This window comes from Pseudoalteromonas sp. MMG012 (assembly GCF_018100875.1).
Classification (GTDB): domain Bacteria; phylum Pseudomonadota; class Gammaproteobacteria; order Enterobacterales; family Alteromonadaceae; genus Pseudoalteromonas; species Pseudoalteromonas aurantia.
In genome coordinates this window covers 57,378-82,146 of the sequence record NZ_JAGJEF010000018.1, presented here as the reverse complement: position 1 = coordinate 82,146, position 24,769 = coordinate 57,378, and the positions used below count along the sequence as shown (strand labels likewise).

The 24,769-nt window shown below is 40.5% G+C and carries 22 protein-coding genes; 17 read left to right on the top strand and 5 right to left on the bottom strand.

Going from position 1 to position 24,769, the window contains the following annotated elements:
- Positions 1-3: 3 nt before the first annotated feature.
- From J8L97_RS08855 to J8L97_RS08845, 3 genes are read right to left on the bottom strand one after another with little or no spacing between them, the layout of a single operon-like run.
- A complete protein-coding gene (locus tag J8L97_RS08855) occupies positions 4-1,065 on the bottom strand; it encodes a lipocalin-like domain-containing protein (RefSeq protein ID WP_211048861.1) in 1,062 nt (353 codons plus the stop codon).
- A 10-nt stretch (positions 1,066-1,075) separates the two neighbouring features.
- The gene (locus tag J8L97_RS08850) at positions 1,076-3,535 is read right to left on the bottom strand and encodes an FtsX-like permease family protein (protein WP_211048859.1); all 2,460 of its coding nucleotides are present in this window, start codon (positions 3,533-3,535) and stop codon (positions 1,076-1,078) included.
- Entirely contained in the window at positions 3,528-4,184 is a 657-nt protein-coding gene (locus J8L97_RS08845; protein ID WP_211048857.1) for an ABC transporter ATP-binding protein, read from the bottom strand. The genes J8L97_RS08850 and J8L97_RS08845 overlap by 8 nt, the downstream gene beginning before the upstream one ends.
- Positions 4,185-4,387: 203 nt before the next feature.
- On the opposite strand from J8L97_RS08845, the gene J8L97_RS08840 reads away from it, so the two are divergent.
- From J8L97_RS08840 to J8L97_RS08765, 17 genes are all read left to right on the top strand, one after another.
- Positions 4,388-5,257 (top strand): polysaccharide deacetylase family protein, encoded by an 870-nt coding sequence (locus J8L97_RS08840; protein ID WP_211048855.1) that lies wholly within the window; start codon positions 4,388-4,390, stop codon positions 5,255-5,257.
- Between the two features lie 115 nt (positions 5,258-5,372).
- Entirely contained in the window at positions 5,373-7,325 is a 1,953-nt protein-coding gene (locus J8L97_RS08835) for a LodA/GoxA family CTQ-dependent oxidase (RefSeq protein WP_211048854.1), read from the top strand.
- Positions 7,326-7,330: 5 nt separating this feature from the next.
- On the top strand, positions 7,331-8,413 hold the full coding sequence (locus J8L97_RS08830; RefSeq protein WP_211048853.1) for an NAD(P)/FAD-dependent oxidoreductase: 1,083 nt from the start codon (positions 7,331-7,333) through the stop codon (positions 8,411-8,413).
- Positions 8,414-8,684: 271 nt separating this feature from the next.
- Positions 8,685-8,870 carry a hypothetical protein gene (locus J8L97_RS08825; RefSeq protein WP_192509820.1) on the top strand — a complete coding sequence of 62 codons (186 nt, stop codon included), beginning with the start codon at positions 8,685-8,687 and terminating at the stop codon, positions 8,868-8,870.
- Between the two features lie 266 nt (positions 8,871-9,136).
- Positions 9,137-9,259 (top strand): hypothetical protein, encoded by a 123-nt coding sequence (locus J8L97_RS23795; protein ID WP_263973716.1) that lies wholly within the window; start codon positions 9,137-9,139, stop codon positions 9,257-9,259.
- Between the two features lie 75 nt (positions 9,260-9,334).
- Positions 9,335-9,652, top strand: a complete 318-nt coding sequence (locus J8L97_RS08820) for a hypothetical protein (protein ID WP_211048852.1) — start codon at positions 9,335-9,337, stop codon at positions 9,650-9,652.
- Positions 9,653-9,669: 17 nt separating this feature from the next.
- Positions 9,670-10,374, top strand: coding sequence for a YafY family protein (locus tag J8L97_RS23945; RefSeq protein ID WP_210995255.1), 705 nt, complete (start codon positions 9,670-9,672; stop codon positions 10,372-10,374).
- A gap of 129 nt (positions 10,375-10,503) precedes the next feature.
- Positions 10,504-12,654 (top strand): DUF6351 family protein, encoded by a 2,151-nt coding sequence (locus J8L97_RS08810; RefSeq protein WP_211048851.1) that lies wholly within the window; start codon positions 10,504-10,506, stop codon positions 12,652-12,654.
- Positions 12,655-12,719: 65 nt separating this feature from the next.
- Entirely contained in the window at positions 12,720-13,067 is a 348-nt protein-coding gene (locus J8L97_RS08805) for a gamma-glutamylcyclotransferase family protein (RefSeq protein WP_211048850.1), read from the top strand.
- Positions 13,060-13,329, top strand: a complete 270-nt coding sequence (locus J8L97_RS08800; protein WP_211048849.1) for a hypothetical protein — start codon at positions 13,060-13,062, stop codon at positions 13,327-13,329. The genes J8L97_RS08805 and J8L97_RS08800 overlap by 8 nt, the downstream gene beginning before the upstream one ends.
- 298 nt (positions 13,330-13,627) lie before the next feature.
- Positions 13,628-14,380 (top strand): hypothetical protein, encoded by a 753-nt coding sequence (locus J8L97_RS08795; protein WP_210995251.1) that lies wholly within the window; start codon positions 13,628-13,630, stop codon positions 14,378-14,380.
- A 263-nt stretch (positions 14,381-14,643) separates the two neighbouring features.
- On the top strand, positions 14,644-18,723 hold the full coding sequence (locus tag J8L97_RS08790) for a TOMM system kinase/cyclase fusion protein (RefSeq protein ID WP_211048848.1): 4,080 nt from the start codon (positions 14,644-14,646) through the stop codon (positions 18,721-18,723).
- Positions 18,724-18,738: 15 nt separating this feature from the next.
- Entirely contained in the window at positions 18,739-19,467 is a 729-nt protein-coding gene (locus J8L97_RS08785) for a hypothetical protein (protein ID WP_211048846.1), read from the top strand.
- A gap of 49 nt (positions 19,468-19,516) precedes the next feature.
- Positions 19,517-20,641 (top strand): amidohydrolase family protein, encoded by a 1,125-nt coding sequence (locus J8L97_RS08780; protein WP_211048844.1) that lies wholly within the window; start codon positions 19,517-19,519, stop codon positions 20,639-20,641.
- Between the two features lie 9 nt (positions 20,642-20,650).
- Complete coding sequence (locus J8L97_RS08775) at positions 20,651-21,409, top strand: phytanoyl-CoA dioxygenase family protein (RefSeq protein WP_211048842.1); 759 nt, start codon at positions 20,651-20,653, stop codon at positions 21,407-21,409.
- A gap of 2 nt (positions 21,410-21,411) precedes the next feature.
- A complete protein-coding gene (locus tag J8L97_RS08770; protein WP_211048840.1) occupies positions 21,412-23,424 on the top strand; it encodes a YcaO-like family protein in 2,013 nt (670 codons plus the stop codon).
- Between the two features lie 226 nt (positions 23,425-23,650).
- Positions 23,651-24,244, top strand: a complete 594-nt coding sequence (locus tag J8L97_RS08765; RefSeq protein WP_211048839.1) for a hypothetical protein — start codon at positions 23,651-23,653, stop codon at positions 24,242-24,244.
- Positions 24,245-24,306: 62 nt separating this feature from the next.
- On the opposite strand, the gene J8L97_RS08760 is transcribed toward J8L97_RS08765, so the two are convergent.
- Together J8L97_RS08760 and J8L97_RS08755 are read right to left on the bottom strand one after the other, a co-directional pair.
- Positions 24,307-24,513 carry an EF-hand domain-containing protein gene (locus J8L97_RS08760; protein WP_192509806.1) on the bottom strand — a complete coding sequence of 69 codons (207 nt, stop codon included), beginning with the start codon at positions 24,511-24,513 and terminating at the stop codon, positions 24,307-24,309.
- Between the two features lie 44 nt (positions 24,514-24,557).
- Positions 24,558-24,764, bottom strand: coding sequence for an EF-hand domain-containing protein (locus tag J8L97_RS08755; protein ID WP_211048838.1), 207 nt, complete (start codon positions 24,762-24,764; stop codon positions 24,558-24,560).
- Positions 24,765-24,769 lie beyond the last annotated feature (5 nt).

Below are 24,769 nucleotides of genomic sequence, written 5' to 3'. Positions count from 1 at the left end.
CTCCTAGTAACCTACAAGTTCTGCATATCCTTTTGCAGTAAAACCCCCAACGCTTGTGACGCGACCTTCCCAATAAGGGATGCTTAATTGGTTCCTAGCGTCTTTATTTACACTGTTAATAATGGTTGTATCAAACCCGGTAACATCAAGGTGCCATTGAGTTGGGTACCGTTTACCATCCAGTGATACGTGCTCAATTGGTTGCAGCGAAATCTGTGAGTCTGCAAGGTGTTGTACTTCACCACTGCTCAAAATATGAGAACCACTACAATGGTCGTATTCTTGCAACGCATTTCTAATACAAAATACCATCAAGGCCCCATTATCCGCATTATTGGCCTGTAAGCTGAACCAATCCCACCCGGTATGCTTTGGGTCAATCAATGATGACGACCACTCTCTATCCAACCACGCCTTTCCAGTGACTTTATAGCGCTTGCCAAAGAACTCAAGTGCGCCTTTTGCGTGTAAAAATGGGTAACTATAATAATACGACGCATGACCTTGCATCGTTTTTTGGCTGTATCCTTTATCGCCATGCAATGCCATTACACTGTTGTGTAACGCCAATTGTGCCGAAAAACCATCTTGCTTCGCCATCAAGTTCAAGGGGAAGGTCTGATCTGCCCCTCCTTTAAGATACCAATTATCGATTCGCGCAACAAAAGGCGCAGCTGCTATTTCAACCTGCCCTGCCCGTGCAAACTTTTCAAATGCTTTGTGTGTTTGGTTATTTTGAATAGCAAAATGTGCAAAGTAAAGTTGCCCATCCCACCAACGAGAACCACTCGCCTCAGTGTTTCCAATTGACGTACGAAACAAGGTCCACTGCACACCAAATTCAGTGCCATCATCCGCTTCTAAATTTGCTGTTACGTACCACCACTCGATACCTTGCGCTAAGTGCGCTCCATGGTCTTGAGGAAATGAAAGTAACGTATTAGGCTCAACATCCACACCCAACTTCGGGACTGCATTCATAGAAACTTCACGACCCTGTTGCATTGGTTCACACCCAACCAATAGCAAAATGAATAAGCAAATTGATATCACAGAAGTTAACATTGTTATTCCTTTACAAGTGCATGTGTTCACTGGGCGTGTTCCGTATTAATACCTTACGAAGTGGTATGGCGCTAAACACTAACGCAGCGATGAAAATACTGACAATAAAAGTCGTTAACACTGACCAATCTATGGTTAATGCCATGCTCCAGCCAAATGCAATAGGCATAACATAGTTGAGTAGAACCCATCCTAATAACACACCTAAAGGAACAGCGAGCCCTAAAGTTGCTCCTATAATGAGGCCAGTTTGTAAAAGCTTAGCACCTAAAAGCGTGCGATTTGATACACCCAACCGTTGTAAAACCGTAATGGGTTCTAACTGCTGGCGCCCTAAGGTTAAAAAGCTCACCCACATACCAAATAATGCGATCAATATAATAAAAAAATTCAAAGCACTGGTAACGGTAAACGTACTGTTAAATAGCCTTTTAGCAAACGCTTTAAACTGCCTGTTTTCAATAATTTGCGAGCTATCTAAGGCATGTAATGTCATTAATTCATCTCGAATGCCCGAAGCACTTTTGGCATCTTCAAGCCATAATGATACCCCATATTGCTGAAAGCGAATCGTACTACTAAGCATGGCATCGGTCGTACTCACAAATGCTAATGCCTGTTCACCATAATCATAAAATGCACCCGTTATGACACATTTTAAATAACGGTTTTGTTGCTGAATAATGACTTTATCGCCAACAGAGAACTGATATTTCAGTAACCCAGGTTCATTAATGAGGCATCCGTGATAGCTTGATTCAACTCGAAAGTGACGAGGCGTAACCGATTTATCTCCTAATAAATTAAGATGTGAATAATATTCACTACTTTGCCCAAAACTCATTAATTTTGCAGAATAAATGTGATTAGGCTCCCCCGTATTTTTTATCACTTCAACGGGAGCATGCCAGTACACACCGACCCGCTCAATATCTTGGCGCTGTGCTAATGTATTTTTCAATTCATCTAATTTGTCTTCGACCCGAATATACAAATCGGCACTGAGTCGCTTCGTTAAATGTTTATCAAGTGCATCACTAAAGCTGCCCACCATAATTTGCATGCTGATTGCCGCCCCCACAGCCATCAGCATCGCTAATACCGAAGAAGATAACGCCGACAATTGATTACTACTGTCTGCACGTAGCCATAACAACACCACATTTTTTGTTGGCCAATTAACAACAAATACCGACTTAATCGTAATAGGGGTAACAATAAAAAATAGCATTAATACCCCTACGCAAAGCATTAAGGCCTCCACTTCTGTGACGGCAAAAAAATAGTAATATCCAGTTATAAAAACCGTAACGAAAACAGCAGTAAATCTCAGCCAAACACACTTTAAATGACGATGACGCACCTGCATCAAGACAAACCCGAACAACACAACCCCATTTAAAATGAACGCGAATAAAACTAGCCACCAATCAAATGATACGACCAATGCCCGATCCAGTTTATAGAGACTTTGTAAGGTGCTTGATACATCTAGCACTAATAAATTAGCTAACACACTGCCTAAAACTGCGCCGAATATGGCAGCAATGAAACTTAGCGCTATCAGCTCAACAATGAGTGCTTTAAGCAACATTTTCATACTACACCCAAGAATAAACAGTTGTTGTTGTAAGGTCTGCCTAGACGTATAAGCCAATTTGATCGCATTAAAACTCAAAAATGCGCCTACCACATATCCTAATAGCGCCAATGCTTTCAGATTCAAGAAAAACGCCTGTGACAACCCATCAAATGCTTGCTCTTCAACACTCTCTACTCGACCAACCGTCGACGTTAGTGCTTTGATAATACTGAGTGCCAGCTGAGGGTCCGCTGTATCATTCGTTACTTCAAAGTAACTAGTTTGGCCGTTTGCCTGTAGTAATGTGTCAGCCACATGAATATCAACTAGCCCGCTTTTTCCTAGCCCCTCCATCGCAATGACGGGCATGCTTTGCTCTGCATTTTCGAATATGAGTACGGGGTTGTCGGGGTCTAAACCTAACCGGATAATCATAGTCGGGTCTAAATACAGCGTGTTCAAAAATGACATCGGCATGGCTGCCGTTTGACTTCTTGATAAAGGAGCGGTTACATTTTGCGCTGCCGACGTTTTATTAAGCCACTGCAATAAATTAACCCCTTTTATTCTTAACAGTTGACCGGCTTGGGTTTTTATCGTCCCTTCTAATACTGGTTGCGCTGATGTTACGCCCTTTGCACGCAATTGCTCCCACAGTGCAAAAGGCAGGTAATTTTGCCCTAAAATGGGGCGAATAAAATGACTGATGGGGTGATTAATCATCGCCGTTGTTGACTGATACCGTTTTGCAGCTTCAAAATTGAGGCCTTGGATGGCCGTTAACAGGGCGCTGCCTAAACTCAGACCCACCAGAAAGAGGACGAGTAGTCCAAAGTGACGGCGATAGAACCCCCAATATGTCAGTAAAATAAGCTTAAATTCAACCATGCAATTGACCATCTTTCAGTGTCAGTTGCATAGGTAATTGTGAGGCTAACCGCGTACTGTGCGTAACTAATACCAGATTAATTGCACGCTCATCACATAGCTCAATGAGTAACTCGAGTACGTCTTGAGCACGTTGGGTGTCTAAATTTCCTGTTGGTTCATCTGCAAGTAGTAAATTTGGTCGATTTAATAATGCACGCGCGATCCCTACTCGCTGCTGTTCTCCTCCTGATAATTGTTGCGGTAAAGCATCTAACTTATGCGCAATGCCCAACCGCTCTGCCAAACTTATTATTTCATCTTCGCCCCAAGGCATTTTATTGAGACGCGCCTGGAAAGTAATATTGTCTTTTACGCTGAGCGGACTGAGTAGCTGATATTGCTGAAAAATAATTCCAATAGAACGGCGGTAATAAGCGAGCTGTTGGGCTTTCAAATCACTAATGACTGTATTATTCACAATCACCTCACCCGAGTCTGGTTGCAGTAAGCCCGCAAGTAAATTCAACAATGTAGATTTACCCGAACCACTATCTCCTACTAACGCAAGTTGTGTTGCTGGTGTAATAGCCAAAGAAATGTCATTCAATATTTTCCGCTTTATATCTCCATCAACGCGTGAAAATATGACATTTTTAAGTTCTATCATCCGTATACCACCCAGAGTGTAAAATTCAACCAATAAATATTATTACAAATTAAAACATAAAGTTATGTATACACATAGTCAAAAATATTACTTCGTAAGGTTTAAGTTAAGAATTATTCAGCATACATTGAGTTAATTGCTATTGCACAGCAAGACCTTCTTCGCTTAGATAATAACGCGTTTTAATTATAAGGAAACATATCATGCAAGCTTTGCATTTCGCATTGAGTCTTGGTCTCTTAACGGCGTCAGTTCTCACAAGTAACACCGTACCAGCATCTGAGCTGGGATCAGTAAACACCGATTGGCAAAATTACAACAGCAAAAAATACCTTGGTTTTAAGTATCCGTCGGGCGCTCAAAATGCCGTCAGCATTACCTTTGATGATGCGCGAGACAGCCAAATAACCGTGGGGATGGATATTTTCGCTAAACATCAAGTTAAAGGGACTTTTTATGTTGTGCCTGAAAGTGTATCTCGACAGCTAATTGGGTGGAAAAAAGCCGTTGAATATGGTCATGAAATTGCAAATCATACCAGCAACCATACGTGTACTGGCAATTTTGAATGGCTAAGAGCTAGGGGAATGAGCCTTGAAAATGCCACCCTTGACTGGTTGAAAAATGATATAGAGCAAGCCAATAGCTACCTCAAAACGCACTTAGGTATTACCCCTACCAGTTTTGCCTACCCTTGCGGAAACACCTTTGTTGGTCGAGGTGTTGATACGCGCAGCTACGTGCCGCTGATTGCACAACAGTTTCAATTTGGGCGCACATGGAATGATGAGACCGCCAATAACCCAAATTTCACTGACTTTGCTCAGCTGACTGCAATTCGGATTGACGGACAGAGCTTTAAAAAAATTAAAACCACGCTTGAATCTGTCAAGCATAATAATAGCTGGATAATTCTTGCCGGACATGAAGTGGGCGAAAAAGGCTTATATACCGTAGATAAGACCGTGCTTGATCAACTTATTACCTATTTAAAAGACCCTAAAAATGGCTATTGGCTAGAGACGGTCAATACCATAGGCAGCTATATCAAACAGCATAGAAAAGCGCCGTAATACGGTGTAATTGTCAATCTTAATATCTCGGCCTACACTTCTGCACTAGAGAAAATGCAGCCTCGATTTGCATTTTAATTATGACATACATGCGTCAATTTAAGGAAGTTTAGGTATGGAAAACACCCCTTGTGATTCAACGATTGTTTCAGCGGCTATTTATCCACCAATCGGTGTAATGCGTGTTGGCAATAGTCCGTCTGAGTACTTTATTGGTCCAGAAGTCAGTGAACCACTCCCACAATCGCCTAGTTTTTACCGTGATAGCACTGGCGCTTTAAAGCGCCAAGCTGCACGTTTTCGGATATATGGATTGAATGCGAACGGCGAAGTAGTTAAGGAGCTGACAGCCAACAATGCCAATATAACGTGGCATGCACAACTTGCGAATCAAAAAGCCTCTTGGTACAAATTTGAAATCGCATTAGATATTCCAGAAGCAGCGGATGCAAAACCTTCTATTTTACGTAACGCCAAAGTAGAAGGTGAAAAGCGACGCGGTTTGTTAATTGACGGTGCTAAACACACTATATCGGGCTGTAATACGCCAGGAAATGATACGCAGTTTGTGGGGCAGTTCAATGAAGTAAAAGTATACTTAGGTGAAATGAGCACTGACTCTCAAGGACGGTTAGTGATGCTAGGTGGGCATGGTAAATCAGCGAATCCACTCGGGCATCAAGCAATTACTTTTGGCAATAACGAGGGCTGGTATGATGATACCTCTGATGGCCCAATTAATGCCGACGTCATCTATGACGGTGTATCATTATCGGTAAAACCTGGCTGGGTTGTATGTGCACCGCCTGATTATGCCCCGATGCAAAAATCTGTCAGAACAATGTGGGACTTAATGCGCGATATCGCCGTTGGCGCCAACATGTTACCTGTTCCGGGCAAGCCTTCCTTTACCCACGACATTTTACCTATTTTCCAACGTATGACCGACTTACAGTGGGTTAATGCCGGTTTTGCTGCTGGCTTTGGGTGGCAGAGCCCATTTGATTTTACATCAGAACTTTGGCTAACACGTTTAAGTGATCCTTCTGTAACATGGCAAGAATCAAGACGTACTTTGTTTAACAATTTTAGAAATTTAGACACCCAATTTGATATTGGCGAGAACCCTATGTCGGTTACCGCATGGGATCCAACAAACGCATCCTTGTCTCCACAACAATGGCCATGGATCTATGGCGATGCAATGAGCATTGATGCAAACGAGTCACCTCGACAGTTTTTAACGCTGACTCGACTGCAGCTTAATGCATTATCGCAATGGGTTGATGGAGAGTTTATTGCCGATTATGACCCAGCTCGTACAGCACCTACAGCTATTGATGATGTTCCAGTTACAGAGCAACCCGATATGCTGACCAAAGCAGCGATGGATTTTTGTTTGGCTGATGCATTTCATCCTGGCTGCGAAATGACATGGCCGATGCGCAGTGTCGGTATGTATAGTGAAGCCTTTAGATTGCGCCATGCTGAGGACACCTCCCCAACACACGATGTTAATTTTGGCCCTGTACTAACACCACATACAGCTCTCTCTTTCGACGGCCCAATAAATAATGGACAAATAGCCGGGGGGATCACCCGCTGGATGGCCATTCCTTGGCAAACAGATACTGCGTCTTGTAGAGATGGATACAATACAGCGCTCGACCCATATTTGCCGACCTTTTGGCCTGCGCGCGTCCCAAATAATATGTTAAACCAAGAAAACTACAACAAAGTCATCAACGAAAGTTTACCCATCGATGAGCGACAAGCTGCGTTTAACGAACGAGAGTTTTGGCTTGATGATTTACCCATTGGCCCCACAACTGACTACACGGCACAAATCAACGACATGATTGATAACTTTGATAAATTGGCAGTCGTACTTCCAAAAACGGAAAAAGGCGTGAGTGGCTTTCCAAGTACCATGCAAGTCGGCTTAACACCAGATTCAAATGCCCCCCTTAGCGCATTAAAATCTACAGCTCGGCACACAGCTAAAAAGGGTATTCGCCCTGACTTAAGCCTAACAGAAAAAGCACATCGCTTTACCAAGAAAAACTAACAACGATGACAACAACGCAATTGCCAAAAACGCAAGTTGCGATAATAGGGGCTGGTGTAGGGGGCTGTATTGCAGCTCTTGCACTCGCGCCCTATTATTGTGTAACGCTTATTGATAAAGAAGCCGCACCGATTAACAAAATTGGCGAGTCATTAGCGCCTGCTGCATTGCGTATTTTAACTCAATTAAAGCTCGCGCATTTACTTAATGATACCCGCCATATAGTCAGCCATGGTACGTTATCTTATTGGGGCTCGTCTGAACCTACTTTAATAGACAATTTAAGAAACCCAGATGGATTCGGTTGGCACCTAGACAGATCCTACTTTGAAACACAACTACGTAATGCTTGTATTGATGCAAAAATTCACTGCATATGGCCGGCTCAATTAACTGACAGTGTTGCCACAGATGAAGGCTGGCAACTTTCATTGCAACACGACAATAGCCCACTTCAACTCAATGCCAACACCGTGATTGATGCATCAGGTCGTCATTGCGCTTTTGCACGCCAACAAGGTATTACTCGCCAGCAATTTGATAAACTCATGTCAATTGGGTTCACTGCAAATGTCAATATCAAAAAGAAAACAGCGCTGATCAGTCACACAGATGAAGGTTGGTGGTATAGCGCTCCAATTCATAACCCTGAAAAAAGCCCGACTCAGGCGCAACAAAAAAGGGTGTTTTCGTGGTACGCAGATGCAAAATTGATAAAAAATGCACGTATAACTGACCCATCCCAGCTATTAAATCGGGCTAAAAGTATACCTGGATTCACCATACTTTCATCCAGAATAGAAGAGAAAAATGCTCAGCTATACCCTCTAGTGGCAGCGAATTCGTCAAAGTTAGTGAATTGCTCTGGTAAAAATTGGTTTGCTTTAGGGGATGCTGCCCTAAGCTTTGATCCGCTGTCTTCCCAAGGCATGTTCAATGCGATGGCCTGTGCTATTCAATTAAGCGAATTACTTATAAATAATGGTTTAATGCACGCTGAGAATATACCGCTATACCAACAACAAGTAGACAAAATTTGGCTTAGCTACCTCGCTCATCGAGCGCTCTATTACAAAATGGTATCATAAAAACAAATAAACTATTTAACCTCAGGTTTGAATAACGGTTTTGGAATAGAAAATGTTTTTGTATATAAACTTACGTACAATCCAATGATGATATTTTGTTCAATATCAAGGCGCTTTTAGGCAGTAATAGCGGGCTATTACAAATGAAAGCAACGCCGAGAGTGAGAAAAATAGCTTTATTGGACAAATTCGCTTATCCAGAGCTGAGGTTATTTACATTTAAAGAATAGTATGTAAACGTAACAGGGACTTAAATAAAAGGATACTTACAATGAAAATGACGTTAAATAAAAAGAATATAAAGCTATTATCACAACAACAAGATTTAGCTACAAAACACACTCCAGCAATTGCTGGCGGTCGAGTGCCTGATACGGTATTTTGCCGTACAAAAATCGAATCTTGTAAAGTGGTCTGTTTTTGGTCAATTCAAGGCGGCGATCATACCTGTATTTAAATTCACAGTTTAGATCTCGGTAGTCGTGCCGTTTTATACATCGTAATAACGCACTTCTACCGCTTAGTCTCCTTCCTCATGCAACTTTATTAAAAACCCACAGAAAGCTATGTGTTCACCAAAAAGCCACGTATAATTCCCGCGTTTAAAAATTTATGTTTGCTTAAATTTCAATATTTTATCACTTGAGGTAATTCATGCTGCTCGATGCCATTTTCGTTAATTTTATTATCATCAGTTTTTGTTTGGCCGTAACTTGTATCATTATGGCAATCACTAAAAAATCATCCAGCAAAGAAGCTCGTTTACAAACCAAAGTTGAATACGGGTTGTTTGCCAGCAGCGGGATTATTGCAGGTGCGCTCGCCCTATATGGTTATGTTGGATAAAGCCTCCTGACACTCCCTGACAGGGTGATGTGTTTTACTTGCTGTGACTTATAAATCACTCAAGGAAAACACATTATGACTACCAATATCATCGAAGTCGTTAAATTTGAATTAGCCAGTGGCGTAACAGAGCAGGACTTTATGTTAGCGAATGAGGAGTTTGAAACTTTTTTGAACGCACAACCGGGTTTGCTTTATCGCTCACTCGCCAAACAACAAAACAGCTCTGTGTATATTGATGTTGTATACTGGAACACACTCAATGATGCAACGCGAGTACAACAAGCTTTTTATGACTCACCACACAGTAAAAAGTTTATGCAACTGATCAATGAAGACAGTGTTGAGCTAACGCATAACCGCGTGATAGCCCAAACAGCATGTACTAACTGACCTACTAGGGTATAAATGTGCATAAATCTGAAAGACTCTTTCAATTAGTCAACGTTTTAAAAGGCCGCCGACTTGCGACAACGGCTGCACAGCTGGCTGAGCATTTCCACGTTTCAGAACGCACCATTTATCGTGATATTCAAGACTTACAAAGCTCAGGAGTGCCAATTGAGGGTGAAGCAGGTATCGGTTATTTGATAGCCAACTGCCCGCTTCCCCCTATGATGTTTACCGTAGAAGAGCTATCCGCTTTATTGCTTGGCACCAAAATGGTTGGCGCATGGACAGATCCAACCTTAAGTGAACATGCCAAATCAGCGATGGCAAAAATCGAAGCTGTTTTGCCTACCCACTTAAAGCAATCTCAAGATGATTCACCCTATTTAGTATCTAGCTATAGCCATGACAGTAAGCAGCAAGCGCTTAACAAGCAGCTGCGTCATGCTATTGAAAATAAACAGTGTTTACACCTTGCGTACTCGGACGTTAATCACACCTCAACAATGCGTCAAATAGAACCCCTTGGATTGGTATATTGGGGTGGAAAATGGACCCTCGTGGCGTTTTGCCAATTGAGACGTGACTACCGAGAATTTAGAGTCGACAGAATAGCTTCTGCCACAACATTAAGTACCCACTTTAATACCTCAGATGATAAAAAGTTGTCCCATTATGTTGCGCTTGTTACCGCCAAATACGCCAATTGTGCAAATAAAAGTTAGCTGATAGTTTTATTCCTACAGTAATCACATGCTTAGCCTGTACTTACAAAGCAGCAACAAAGTAATAACAACGAATTTAATCACGCTGCCTACACTTAATAGTATGATGGTTAACCCATTTGGTGATGTATGAAAACAGTCGTAAAATGGTTGGCAGGGAGCATTTTTGTAATACTAGTCATAACGTTAGGTTGGCGAATGTTAAGCCAAGATGATGCGTATAAAATGCGTCAAGTGAAGGCAATTGCCACATCGAATAACCATCATATTCTTGACTTTTATCCACATATTTCACAATCAAAACGCCCTAGAGACCCCTACTCGTTCCCCATTCCTTTAGGCGCAGTTGGACCCAACACCAACCTTTACTCAGGCCCCAATCAATACCCATTTTTTTGTATGACACTTGACTCAGGTTTAGGTCTCCCTGAAGTCGATAATCATGATGGTGACGGAGTGTCTGTATACGGTCCACAACAAAAACTACTGGGTTATAGTAAAGATTGTGGCGTGAAATCCCGTATTGAATACTACACCATAGATACGCCGTTAGTGCCACGGAAACTCACAGATAATGAAGATGTTTCTGGTTTTTCGGGCCCTTTATTTAGAGTTGAACAAGGCACAATTAACCGCTTTATTTATACCATCATCGTGCCTATTACACCGCTTGATATACCTCACCGCAATACGTCATCTTTGTGGAATAAACGGCTTATCTATCAATTTAATGGTGGTTCTGGCATTGGCTATCGTCAAGGCAGGCAAACAGCCTGGAAAGTAATGAAACGCCAAGCACAGCAACTCCTAGATGGATATGCAATCATCAGTTCAAGCGGCAATAAAACCAGCTACACCTACAATATGCTACTGGCAGAAGACACCGCAAGGCGTGTTAAGAAGCAGTTTGTGAGTCTTTATGGTGAGCCTTTATATACCGTTGGTATTGGGGGCTCTGGCGGTGGACTCGCCCAATACCTCATTGCCCAAAATAGTACCGGAATTTTGGATGGCTTACTGCCATTGTATAGCTACCCAGATATGATAACCCAAACCACTTATGCGCTCGATTGCGACTTGCTAAACAACTATTTTACGTTTCGGGCCGACGATAAAAAAATCTGGCGCAACTGGGATCGCCGCCGCTTAATTGAAGGTATGAATGCCATAAACGACTTTCCACAACGCGCTGGCTTTCTTCAGCCTCTTAATCAGTTAATGGCTGGCTTTGTACCCACATTTCCAGAGGGCAATAGTGAATGTATTAACGGATACTTTGGACTATCTGCGTTTATTAACAACCCAAAACAAGGTTTTTTACGGGCATTTTTCGCAGATTCTGTGGTCGAAAATACCAACTGGAGTTATTGGCAAGATATGCAACACATACTCGGCAAAGATCAACAAGGGTTTGGCCGCTCTACATGGGACAATATGGGCGTACAATATGGCTTGAATGCATTAAATAGCGGTGAGATTTCCTTCGATGACTTTATCGATATTAATCATAATATTGGCAGCTGGAAACCACAAAACGACATGGCTCAAGAACAAATTGTAACGCCTTTTGGCACAAACCTACCACTGTGGTTATCCTTGTGGGGCAATGAGAATATCACAGAACCTGCACCCGCAGCCCCAGCAGCTCGCCATCAAGGCAATATCGAAGCAATGCATGCGGCGTATCGTTCAGGACAAGTGTTCATTGGCAATATTACTCTACCCATTATTGATGCTCGCCATTACTTAGAAAATGAGTTAGACATGCATCACATGTCAGCGTCTTTTTATAGCCGCTTACGCATTAATAAGGCACAGGGACATACTCAAAATCACATCATTTGGGTGGCTCATAAAGATCATGACCCAACTCAAGCCGCCTTTGCCATGATGGATAAGTGGCTACTGGCAATTACCGAGCATACCCCTGAAGGAATATTGAATGCTAAACCCAATGAACTGCAAGACACCTGCTTTGATAGTGACGGTAAAGTGCATGCCTCTGGCAGTACCGTATTTAACGGGAAGTGGAATAATCAAAAAGAGGGCGCTTGCCAGTCTAGATTTCCGATGTTTAGCACCAGTCGTATTGAGTCAGGTGCACCTTGGGCCGGTGATATTTTTAAATGTCATTTAATGAGTATCAACTCTGCCATTGATAAAGGCATATATGCCGCACACAACATGACTGTAGATATGCGAGCTCGGTTGCAAGCAACATTTCCGCATGGCGTTTGTAATTACGACGTACCGGATATGGGCAGACCCAAAGACATTTGAGTTGCAGTGCTTTTAACAAATTTGCTATTGTTGCGTCAATCTTGTTACCCAACAACGGAACCTCTATGCAAGCACTTTTCTCTTACGGTACATTACAACACTCACAAGTACAGCTAGATACTTTTGGTCGATTGTTAGAAGGTGAACCTGATGCATTAATTGGGTATCAACTTGGTGAAGTTGAGATAACGGATGCAGCCGTGATTGCCAGCAGCGGCAAAACCCATCACCCTATCTTAAATTATACAGGGGATCACGATGACATAGTCCACGGTACTGTATTTTCAATAACAGATGCTGAATTAGCGCAAGCCGATGAATACGAGGTAGATGCGTATCAGCGAGTTAGTGCCCCTCTTCAATCAGGAAACACCTGCTGGATTTATGCTGCCGCTGAGAGCTCTCATGACTAAAACGCAAAAGAAGCTTGAACAACAACTCATTCAATTACTCACCAATGCCTGCGAAGAACTAAAAACTCAGCTTCCGGAGTTTGAATACCTCACTCATTATGGGCAAATGAGTAAACTCAAGCACACGTTAAAAGTTGAGCTTTACTGTTCAAATACACTCAGTGGCAAGCAGCTATCCCAATCATTGGGCGTTATTAATAATGAGATAAAACCTATGGGATTGACATTAAAAGCCCATGATTTACTTATGACCGTTCAATAAAGTATTCCTCCAATATGATAGAGCAAGCTATAAAACGCCCACTTTTATAGCTTTCTTGGCGGGTGAATGACCATATACCAGCCTTACAACATCAATCGCCTTTAATATCGAGTCAATTTTACAGGTTAAAACGCTGCCTCATCGTGTCTGTTGGTTCTCTCGTTACAAAGCTCACAACACAACTTGTGAATAATTATATTAAAATGTATTTTTGTGTAAAAACACTTTAATTAACATTCTATTCGGTTGTAATATAAGGTACGAATAATCTATAAACCTGCCTTTTACAAGGACGACCATGCATCACTTAAAATATTCATCACTGGCTATTGCAATCGCGCTACTGAGTGCCTGCTCTTCAGAAACAACAGAGTCAAATAATGTTAAAACCGAGGCTATTTGGTCTGATATCTACGTGACTTCGAATGGCCAAGATAGCCGCGTTATCGCAGAGTTAAATGTCTCAAGTCGAAATGGAAATAACTTAAAATTAACCAATGGCGATAAATTACAAGCGACTGTCGGCACAACAGTCAAAACATTAGAAGAAGACGATGGCTTTTTCGATATAGATTACCGCGCTGTTTTTGACGTGGCGGTAGGCGACACTAAATTTGTGGTGCAGCTTAACCGCGCATCAGAAAATAAAACTCTGACCAACACAATAACACTACCACCGCAATATCAGATCCTCGCTCCACAAACAGGTCAATTGTATGATAAAGACGATTCAATCGAGATTGAATGGACAAAAAGCGGCGCAGGCGATCAATTTAGCATTGTTTTCAATACAGAGTGCACTAAAAAAGACGGTGATAAATTAACCGGCTCTGAAGTATATAATAATGTGTCAGACGATGGTGATTTCACTATTAACTTGTCTAATGTTGAATTTTTCAACGACGCACTGATTAACACTCAACACGATTGCACTGGGTCATTAACATTCGAACGCAGACGTCACGGGCAAATTGACCCTGCTTATGTGAGTGGCAGTCGTACGTATGCAGCACAGCAACGCTCACTAGACAATATTATTATATCACTTTAATAACCCCCGTCTTTATAATGGGTGCGTGTAATATATTTGACATACTTACCGTACCCAATTATGAATTCATAAAAAATTCCTCTATTTTTCATGAATTAAAGTTTCCTAACCTCCTACCGATAAGCTAATCTATACAAGTAATTTTATGTAACAACAGCAAGGATGAGCGAAATAGCTTTGTTACTACAAATAAAAACTAATAACGTAACCGGGACGTTGTACAAAGGATATGGTTACAATAATACTATTGGAAAATATAGCTTATGTCGCTCACACAGTTTTCAGATCAGTTTATAACTGATAGCTTTGATAGTGCTCACTATGAACTTATTCATAAAATTGGTGAAGGCGGGTTTGGTAAGGTATTTAAAGCCAGGCATAAAAATACCAATCAATTCGTTGCCATCAAGTTTCTCGCATTAGAACCTCATTTAGAAGAACAAAAAAAGCGCCGTTATATAGAACGGTTTAAGCGTGAAACACAATTAAGTAGCCAGCTACAGCACCCTCATATTGTCCGGTTATTAGATAAAGGACAAGTCGACGAACATCTCCTTTACGGAGTATTTGAATACGTAGACGGCATTTCACTGCGTCAGCACCTCACACAGGAAGGTGCACTGAATGCGGTTGATGCAACAGATGTGATGTTACAAGTATTAGATGCACTGATACATGCCCATAGCCGAGGCATAATACACCGAGATATAAAGCCCGCTAACATTATGTTGGCGAAATCAGGGGCAAAAACTTACGCAAAAATACTCGACTTTGGTATTGGCACCTTGGTTTCAGAACACCGTCAGCCAGACTTTAATACCCTTACGCTCACGCAAGAAACCCTAGGTACCCCCTCATACAGTGCCCCCGAGCAGTTACGTGGCGAACCTGCCACAACAAAAACCGACTTGTATGTTTGGGGCCTTGTGTATCTAGAGTGTTTAACAGGCTTGCCCGCGGTAACTGGTTCAAGCATCGCCTCAATTTATCATAAGCAATTGAGCGATATAAACGTCCCGCTGCCTGCCCCTTTATTGGGTCACCCTTTGGCATCATTGCTAAGAAGAGTGCTTAAGAAGAACGCCATAGATCGCGTGATCACCTCACAAGAAAGCTTCAATGAGCTCAATAGCATCAATGTTGCAAATCTGGTTGGCATTCTAACCAAGGGTGAAGCCCAGCATGGTTTTGATGACGACACCGTCATCTTACGTAAAGATGCTGAAGGCGACCAAGGAAATCACCACACCCTACTCACTGAGCGCAAACAAATTACAGTTTTAGCACTCAAAATTAGTATTTCTGAAATTAGCGATAACACGAAAGACTTAGACGTTATAGATGCATTAACCAAGGCACAATTAAACCAATGTATTGATATTGCGACGCGTTTTAATGCTTACCATGTCGGTACTCTTGGGGATATGCTGCTATTTTATTTCGGCTTTCCCATTGCCAGCGATAATGATACTCGCCTATCTGCGCGCACCGCACTTGAGATCATGAGCGAAATGTCAAAAAGAGATGCCTTAATGCAAGATGTGCATGGCATTTCTTTCAATATACACATTGGTTTGCATACCGGCGTATTTGTTACCTATGCCAACGCCATTCCTGAAGGCCATATTACCAATTCGGCATTGACCCTCGCTCGCAGCGCAAAGCCAAAACAAATACTTTGCAGTGGTGACTCAAGAGCAATTTTAGAGCCGTACAGCGAATTTGAAACGATTGACTTTCCTACATTAAAGCAACCTGGCTCACCTGCAACGGTATATAGCTTAAAAGGCGAAAGGCAAGTTGAAGCATTTGGCTTTATGCGAGGCACACGCAATAATCATGAATTAATTGGCCGAGAAAAAGAGCTAGATAAAACCCTTTCTATTGTACAACAGTCTCAACACAATACTCGGATTGCGCACATTCATGGTGAGGCGGGCATTGGTAAATCTCGTTTACTACAAGAAATACGCAGCCATGCAGGTCAATACCAACACTTGGTGGCACAATGCCTACCCGAGCACCAAAACAATGCACTTTACCCTGTACTAACGCTTATTCGATATTTGTTTAATACCGCACACCTCGATGTGCAAAGTGCTATAGCCTTATTCAGCGACATAATACAAAAGCAAGATCAAAGCGTTACCGCCACGCAGGCGATGCCAATATTGCTGATTTGGTTAAATATAGAATTACCTGAAGACATGCAAGCGTCTACCTTAGCACCAGACCAGCAAAAAATAATACTGTTCAATAGCTTAACGGCCCTCTTACTAAACCAGCAATACAGTATAAGCGAAAATAAGCTGTATATTATCGAAGACATACACTGGGCTGACACCACCACGATTGAATTTATTCAGCACTTCGCGGGTCAACTAGACACAGGTAATGTGTTGATCAGCACGTCTCGACAGCAAGTGCCCACATCGCTAAAAGATCTCACGTTATTGGAAGTCAATCTCAATAAATTAACGGCACAAGCCACAGAAGACTTTATCATTAAGCTATTTGATAATCAGCCAGTTTCACGTAATGTACTCGACATACTCACCAGCAGAACCGATGGTATTCCATTATTTATCGAAGAACTTGTTGGTATGTTAAAGCAAAAAGCCTTGGTCGGCCTCGTTGAAGGTGAAATTAATTTTGTAAGCCCAGACAAACTAGATCAAGTACCCAGCAGTTTACGTGAATCACTCCAGCAAAAACTCGATAGCCTCATTCATGCCAAAGAAACCGCCCAGCTTGCGGCGACAATCGGGCGTGAATTCGAATACGAGTTGCTTATTAGTGCGTCATCATTAAGTGAAAATCAAATTCAGAATGATCTGAATGAGCTGATAGCCAATGATTTAATTATTCAACAAAGACGAGTAAATAACGATAGCTATATATTCAAACATGCTTTAGTAAGAGATGCAGCGTATGAAAGTATGGATCGTAATGCCAAAGAAAAAAGCCATTATCGAATAGCAAGGACTCTCAGCGAAATATATGATAATCATAATGAGGGTGAGCCACTCGTAATTTCAACACATATGTATAAAGCAAATCTGTACTCTGACGCCACCAAGTATAGAATATTTGCAATAGAGAAATTAGTTAAAAATTCAGCCCACAATTCAGCAATAGAAATTGGTGATGAAGCATTAAAATGGATTGCTAACAGTCACTCACATGACGGCGTTCAATACAATGAATTAGATTTACATAAAGCTATGCTACCTTCAATTATGACCTTATTTGGCTACGGTGCTGACCGTGTATTAAGCTGGGGAAACAGAGTACAGTCAATCATAAATCAAGAGTCTATTGATAAGAAAACGTTTTTTGAAATGAATAAAAAAAGTAAATGGACTTTATTTATGTCTGCTCACTATGCATCCCATAGAGTTAAAGCGAGAAACCTAGGCGAACAATTACTGCTTGATATTAAAGAGAGTGGTACTCGTCAAGATCTCGTAGTCGTACTTGTTCATCTAGCCCAAGCATATAATATCGATGGGGATTTACTCAATGCAAGTAAATTATATGAGCAAGCTTTGCATTTATATGACGAAGACAGTGATGATATTCTTGCCCAAGAATATGGTATGAATATCAAAGTTCAAATCCTGTCGCTCGCATCTTACAACTATTTACATTTGGGAGAGTTAAAAATTGCGAAGAAATACGCGTACGATTCTCTTGAGTATTCGGAGCGTTTGGAGTCTATCGGCGAAATTGTTTTTGCCAATATATTTATTGCTCTCTACCATATTTTCTTAAAACAACATGATGTTGTTTCAAATAATTGGCATAACTTTCAGTTAAAATATAGCTCAGATGCCACTGGCAACGTATTTCATTTACATTTTCTAGAGTGCTATAGCTACTCCTCGCTACGCGATACTTCTTTAGCTAGAAAAGCACTAAATAAACAAATAGAAACTGGCCAAACTTTTGCCGCAGGATATTACGTTACGCATTTAGCTGAAGCTTATATTGAACAAGGAAGTATAGATGCCGCTATAGACTTAATGACTTCCTCTCTCGAGATATGCGAAAATCAAGGTGAACTTTCTGTGATTCCATTCATAAAGAAAACCCTTGCTCAATGCTTATTTTCAAAAAGAAATCAGCTTGATAATGAGATTTTAGCACTACTACATTCATCGATTGAATCTGCTAAAAGTCAAAATGCTAAATTCTTTGAATTAGAAAACAGATACTACTTATACTCTTTAACACAGAAAAAAGCTGATTTAGATGCCCTTATGATACTTTTCAATTGGTTTACGAATACTAACCAAGTTGAAAATAGTCAATTATTCAATGACATTGAAAAATTACTTTAAATGGAAAATACAACTATGTCTGAAAAACTAAAAAAACACACTTTAGGTACTCGTTATGGGTTTCACCAAGCTGATAGCACTGACGAGCCAACCCCGTTAGATAATGTACTTGCCATTAGCGCATGGCATTCAGCATTGAGCCGAATGATCGCGTATACATGGGAGAATTGGGAGAACGAAAAAGAGCTTGGCTATATTGTTAAATTTCCAGAATACTATCTTGCTAAATTTGGCTTTTTTCCTCAAATTCCAGCTTACCAGACTAAAGTACGGTTCGTAATCAAAAAAGGGGACTCAGTAACATTTACTCATGGAAGTACTCAAAGTGGTGGGACCATTAGTACAAGCACTTCTGAGTCAACCGATGCAGAAGCAATTGTGAACCAATTACAGCCCTGTCCAGAATATATAGTAGAAAGTACAGAAAGACCAACGACACCTGAAATTCAATCTGTGACAAGTCTGTGTAAAAACCCTGAATCCGCGAGTGATGAAGAAATTAAAGCTCTGCTAAATATTGAATTAGGACTTCATGATTCAACTGCAGATACCAAATTAGATCCACTACATAATGGCTGGGAATTTGAAAATATGAGCGAGCTCACGGGCTGCTTTATTGTAACTATTCCGCCAAAACCAAATCTTCAAAACATCGAAAGCCCAGAAAGGAAATCTATGGTTGAGTCACAAGCAATTAGTGATTTTATGGATATTTGCCGAAGCCAGCCATTTACTTCCTGTTAGTTTTTAGCTGCAATAACTTGGTTATTGCAGCCTATTTTTTAGGACCTTCATGAATATATTTGATTGCGACCGACACGTTATGGAGCCGGTTTCAATGTGGGAAAAATACGTAGACCCACAAATTTTTAAACAGTCACCTGTACATATTAAATTAGATGTTATTTCTAATGATGACTCTCAGTCAACACAACAGTCTCATATATATTTACCTCCAACATACTGCATCGGTGATACACCAATTCTAAAGCATTGGAACACAGATATTCAAATTGAAACGGCACTTAGACCCCAGAATAAACAAGCGCGGCAACTTGCAGCATCTGGACTTGGCCAATTATCAAGCATGAATAATGATGGTATTTCCAAGGCTCTTATATTCCCAACTTTCGCAGGGTATATTATAAACCATGAAAGTATATCTAACGAAGTTTCAACTGCCTATGCACAAGGGTACAATAAATGGATACTAGATTATTGTGCACCAGATCCACAACGCTTAGTTCCTGTCGCACTTGTGAGCAGACACTACCGTAGCAATTTTTATGAGCAATTAAGTTTAATCGCCAAGCAAGGGTTTACATGCATAACAATTCGACCTGAGCCAATTAATAATAAACATCTTGGTGATTCAATATATGAATCTTTTTGGGATGCATGTAATAAATTGAATTTAAAAGTACTTTTCCATGGTGGAACACATTTACATGGTTCTACTATAGGGTCTGATCGATTTACTTCCCGATTTGCATTGCATGCATGCTCTCATGCATTGGAAGCCCAGATGGCATTTGTTAGCTTGCTTGAAGGTGGAGTTTTTAACAAATACCCCGACGTAAAATTTGTTTTTCTTGAAGCTGGAGCTTCTTGGCTCCCATATTGGCTTTGGAGATTAGATAATATCTGCTACCCAGAATTTCCTAATTTAGTTAAAGATCATATTACTGTCAAGCCATCTGAATACTTTAAAAGACATTGCTATATTAGTATTGAACCAGGTGAACCTGGGTTAGATGATGTTGTTAATTTAATTGGTTCAGATAAATTACTTTTTGGTACTGACTTCCCTCATCCAGACCATCAAGACTTTAGCATCAGCTCGTTATTGAATATTAAGGGGTTAACTTCCTCTACAGTTAAAGATATTTTAGAAATCAATCCTGCTATGTTATTTTAAAGGGCTTTTATGATAAACAACTATGAAGACTTAGGATATTCGCTATTTAATGAACCAACAATTGAACACAGCTTACTCGATAATGCATTAAACCGCATTCCAGCAATAATGCGAGGAGAAAGCGATACTGGTTTAGAAAATTGGGGAATAATCGATGGTTCATCCAGTAAACTTTCAAGAGTTGCTCAACCGCATATGTGTAGTAGTGCATTTCGGACACTGCTGGTTGAAAGTAATATCGGCACTAAAATAGCGAGCATATTAGAATGTGAATCGGTATCTGTTTGGGGCAGTCAGCTATATTTAAAACCTCCAGGAAGTTCACCTTCCTTTAATGTTGGTTTGCATCGAGATTCCCAACATATGCCATTCTTTAAGAGTGGGATCGCAACACTATGGATCCCGCTGTCCGATGTTTCAGGCAAATGTGGCAGTATAAAATACATTCAACACTCTCATAACAAGCGGCTCTTCCCATGCCCAAAAGGAGGGCAAGAGCTTAATATTAATGCTGAGTCAAATCGATTAAAGTTATCTTCCAATGCACCTTATTTGGAACAAGAGATTACGCTACCTAAAGGTGGATTTTCTTTACATCATTGGGATTTAATTCATGGCAGTGGCCAAAATAAAACTCAAGAAATAAGAGCCGCTCTGTCTATTGGTATTTATACCGAAAACATTCAAGTTGATTTAAACCAATTAGATTATGGCTATAAATCAATTTTGGATAACCCGATTTATTGCCCAAACCTATTTAAGAAATAAAAATGACCAAAAACACATTGCATTGGCACCCAAAATTTACAGTGTTAAATTTTAAAAAAAATATACTTTCATTGTCAAGCACACAAGAAAACCTGCTATTAAGCATAGAGCACTTTCCGTTAATTCAATATATAGATGGCTCAAAAACCGAACTTGAAATTATAAATAAATCAACCCTTCCTGCTGACTCGGCAAAGTTCATTTACTTTTTAAAGTTTCTGATAGATAAGAATATAATATTAAGAAAAGAAAAAACAGATAAAAAGGAAAACTATAAAAACACACACTCAAATAGTGTACAGCTTAATGATGAGCAGATGAGAATTATATCTAAATTCAGAGATAACAACCGTGACTCAAAAATCATATTAACAAAAAATATCCACACCCTAGACTTAAATATAAAAAACAGCCATTACATTATAATAATTGAATTTAACTATGACACATTGATTATAAGCCCAAAATTAGATTTAGATTCAATTTATTTATATCTCGAGCGAAGAAAAGAGAATTTACCACTTTTAACCTACAATGAGCTATATGCTCCATCAAGTTCAATAATCCGAAATTCTAAAACAATAGCAAGTGATTTAGCTTTAAAAGACATTCTAACCGTAAACCCACAACTAAATTACGCTAACATCATTGAGATAAATAGAAGACATAAAGTACACTTTATTAAAGAAAATATTAATTTCCTTACCTCAACGCACAAAGTACAGCTTAAAAATCAGAAGGCACACTTCAATCAAGATGGCGGTTCAAGAAGTATTTCACCTTCTAGTACAGTAGAAAACCTGCAGCATTACGTCAATTGCATATTGGGGTATATTAACCAGCTTTCACAACTGACAAACAACAATAACTTTATAACAATTTTTAGTAGTTCATTCTTTAAAACACCAAAGAAGTCAATCGAAAATATGAGTATTGACGACTTTAATCAAGCATGCCTAGGCAAAGGCGTAACTGAAGAGCAATCTAAAGCCAGTGCCCTATGTGAAGCGATTGAACGCAAGAATGCGCAGTATTGTGGCAATGAACAATACATAACTAAACAAGCAAAAGACTTACCTCATCGATATACCAGTTTTGACGATATCAGCCCGTATAGCGACACGCAATATCAGCACTTCTCGAATAAGTCTCATAGTGACTCACGAAGAAAACAAGCGGCAGTACCGTATTCCCATAACGAAGCAATAAACTGGCAACTCGTTTGGTCGTTGACATGTGATGAAGCGGTCTATGTACCTTCTGTTTTATGCTTTGCCAATACGCCTTTTCACGATGATATATACGGCAAATGGAACTCCAATGGCTGCGCTGCCGGAAATAACCTTGAGGAAGCAATTCTACAAGCTCTGTTTGAGCTAATCGAACGTGATGCCACTGCAATTTGGTGGTACAACCGGCTTATAAAACCCAGTTTCGACCTCTCGCGTTTAAATCCAGATTACTTAGCCCCCCTTGATCAAACACTCCGTGAACATCATGACTATTGGGTATTAGACTTAACTATAGACACTGGGGTCGCTGTAATGGCTGCCATTGGAAAGCATAAAACAACCCAAGGTTGGATCTTCGGTTTTGGCTGTCATTTAAAACCAGAAATGGCGGCGCAACGTGCGCTCACGGAGCTGTGCCAATTAATTCCTATTAGAGACCAAAACGGTGCGCCGTTTGACTTCGATGCCATCTCTGATGACGATTTTTTGAATCCCCACGATGCTACTGCTCATGGAGCATATACGTTAACTCAGTCCGGCGATCTTAAAGACGATATCATTGCCATAACAGAGCAATTAAAGCTACTTGGGCTAGAAACATTAGTTTTGGATTACACTAGACAGCCTCTGCCTATACATACTGCTAAGGTATTTGTTCCGGGCTTATGTCATATCTGGCCACAGCTTGGTAACGCGCGCCTTTACCAAACTCCTGTTAAGTTAGGCTGGTTGGAGGAACCTCTCAATGAGCAAACCATCAATCAACAAGGGTTGTACATATAACCCTCTATTTTTTATATTGTAACTCTTATGGGCCGAGCGTTATCAGAGCAGTGTACATTCGCTGCTTTGATTTAACCATTGAACCACGTCTTAATATATTAACAGTTTTTGTACTATCACCCTGGCCTTTACATAATCTTACCTTTATTCAATGGCATCTAAGCGATTATCTCGTATACTAGGCGCAAAATTTCATACACCATGACATTCTTAAAAAGGATATTTCATGAAAAAACTTATACTTGCAAGCATTGTTGGCTTATTACTTACGTCTCACGCAAGCCACGCAGAGGTGGGAATTACCGCTTATGCTGGTCAAACGTATAGTCAAACTTTAACCACCTCTAAATTTCAGCAACATGAATTGTCTGACGACAGTCATTACGGTTTCAGTGTTGATTGGCATGAGGCCGATACCAAATATGGTTTGTTTTATAGTGAATATGAAGGTGAATTAGAAGGCAGCACGCAACATAAAGTGAAAATGAAATACTTGTTGTTTCAAAGTGCGGTATACCGCCCAATTTACAATAATCTAGACGCATATTTAGGTCTACAATTGGGAGTTAACCGCCTTGATACCAACTTTGCTGACGCTGACTCGTTCTTCGCATCCGGGTTGTTTGGTGGTTTAGAATATCAAGTGTTAGACAGCTTAAGCGTGGGAACTGAAGTACGTTGGTTAGCGACTATCGTAAAGAATAAATCTAAAGTCACCTGTGACTCAGATCCGGCAACAACCGACATGTGTAGCTGGCATTTTGATGGTGATACACTCAATCAATTCCAAGTGAGTGCCAATATCACATATCGCTTCTGATAAAAGCGAAAAAAGCCTAGGTCATACCTAGGCTTTGTGCGTCAAGTAGTACGGGAGGCTACTTATTGATGAAACTCTTTTTTCGACAATTTGCCATCTTTATCGCTGTCTAATAAATCAAATACTTTTAACAGTGACTCCGAATGTGCCGCTTCGCTTTTACTAATAAAGCCATCTTTATCACTATCCAGTGATGAGAAATTGCTCGCTATCGCACCATGAGATACACCTAATAAGATTGCGGTAAATAATGCTGTAAATATTTTCATTGAACTCTCCGTCTGTTGTCATAAATCAATGCGTAATCAAGTATCTAGTGTGCGAACTCGCTTTTAGATAACTTGCCATCTTTATTGGTATCTAAACTCATAAATTGAGACGTTAACGTATCCGATATGGCCGCCTCACTTTGGCTAATAAAGCCATCTTGGTTTAAATCAAAGTCACTGAAGTTGTCAGCTAGCGCGTTCATACTCATAACTGTTAACACGCCGACAACCATCACATTAAGCATTTTCATATCAT

Coding starts and splice junctions, on each gene's coding strand:
- J8L97_RS08855 (WP_211048861.1), bottom strand. CDS start 1,065: ATGTTAACTTCTGTGATATCAATTTGCTTATTCATTTTGCTATTGGTT.
- J8L97_RS08850 (WP_211048859.1), bottom strand. CDS start 3,535: ATGGTTGAATTTAAGCTTATTTTACTGACATATTGGGGGTTCTATCGC.
- J8L97_RS08845 (WP_211048857.1), bottom strand. CDS start 4,184: ATGATAGAACTTAAAAATGTCATATTTTCACGCGTTGATGGAGATATA.
- J8L97_RS08840 (WP_211048855.1), top strand. CDS start 4,388: ATGCAAGCTTTGCATTTCGCATTGAGTCTTGGTCTCTTAACGGCGTCA.
- J8L97_RS08835 (WP_211048854.1), top strand. CDS start 5,373: ATGGAAAACACCCCTTGTGATTCAACGATTGTTTCAGCGGCTATTTAT.
- J8L97_RS08830 (WP_211048853.1), top strand. CDS start 7,331: ATGACAACAACGCAATTGCCAAAAACGCAAGTTGCGATAATAGGGGCT.
- J8L97_RS08825 (WP_192509820.1), top strand. CDS start 8,685: ATGAAAATGACGTTAAATAAAAAGAATATAAAGCTATTATCACAACAA.
- J8L97_RS23795 (WP_263973716.1), top strand. CDS start 9,137: ATGGCAATCACTAAAAAATCATCCAGCAAAGAAGCTCGTTTACAAACC.
- J8L97_RS08820 (WP_211048852.1), top strand. CDS start 9,335: ATGACTACCAATATCATCGAAGTCGTTAAATTTGAATTAGCCAGTGGC.
- J8L97_RS08810 (WP_211048851.1), top strand. CDS start 10,504: ATGAAAACAGTCGTAAAATGGTTGGCAGGGAGCATTTTTGTAATACTA.
- J8L97_RS08805 (WP_211048850.1), top strand. CDS start 12,720: ATGCAAGCACTTTTCTCTTACGGTACATTACAACACTCACAAGTACAG.
- J8L97_RS08800 (WP_211048849.1), top strand. CDS start 13,060: ATGACTAAAACGCAAAAGAAGCTTGAACAACAACTCATTCAATTACTC.
- J8L97_RS08795 (WP_210995251.1), top strand. CDS start 13,628: ATGCATCACTTAAAATATTCATCACTGGCTATTGCAATCGCGCTACTG.
- J8L97_RS08790 (WP_211048848.1), top strand. CDS start 14,644: ATGTCGCTCACACAGTTTTCAGATCAGTTTATAACTGATAGCTTTGAT.
- J8L97_RS08785 (WP_211048846.1), top strand. CDS start 18,739: ATGTCTGAAAAACTAAAAAAACACACTTTAGGTACTCGTTATGGGTTT.
- J8L97_RS08780 (WP_211048844.1), top strand. CDS start 19,517: ATGAATATATTTGATTGCGACCGACACGTTATGGAGCCGGTTTCAATG.
- J8L97_RS08775 (WP_211048842.1), top strand. CDS start 20,651: ATGATAAACAACTATGAAGACTTAGGATATTCGCTATTTAATGAACCA.
- J8L97_RS08770 (WP_211048840.1), top strand. CDS start 21,412: ATGACCAAAAACACATTGCATTGGCACCCAAAATTTACAGTGTTAAAT.
- J8L97_RS08765 (WP_211048839.1), top strand. CDS start 23,651: ATGAAAAAACTTATACTTGCAAGCATTGTTGGCTTATTACTTACGTCT.
- J8L97_RS08760 (WP_192509806.1), bottom strand. CDS start 24,513: ATGAAAATATTTACAGCATTATTTACCGCAATCTTATTAGGTGTATCT.
- J8L97_RS08755 (WP_211048838.1), bottom strand. CDS start 24,764: ATGAAAATGCTTAATGTGATGGTTGTCGGCGTGTTAACAGTTATGAGT.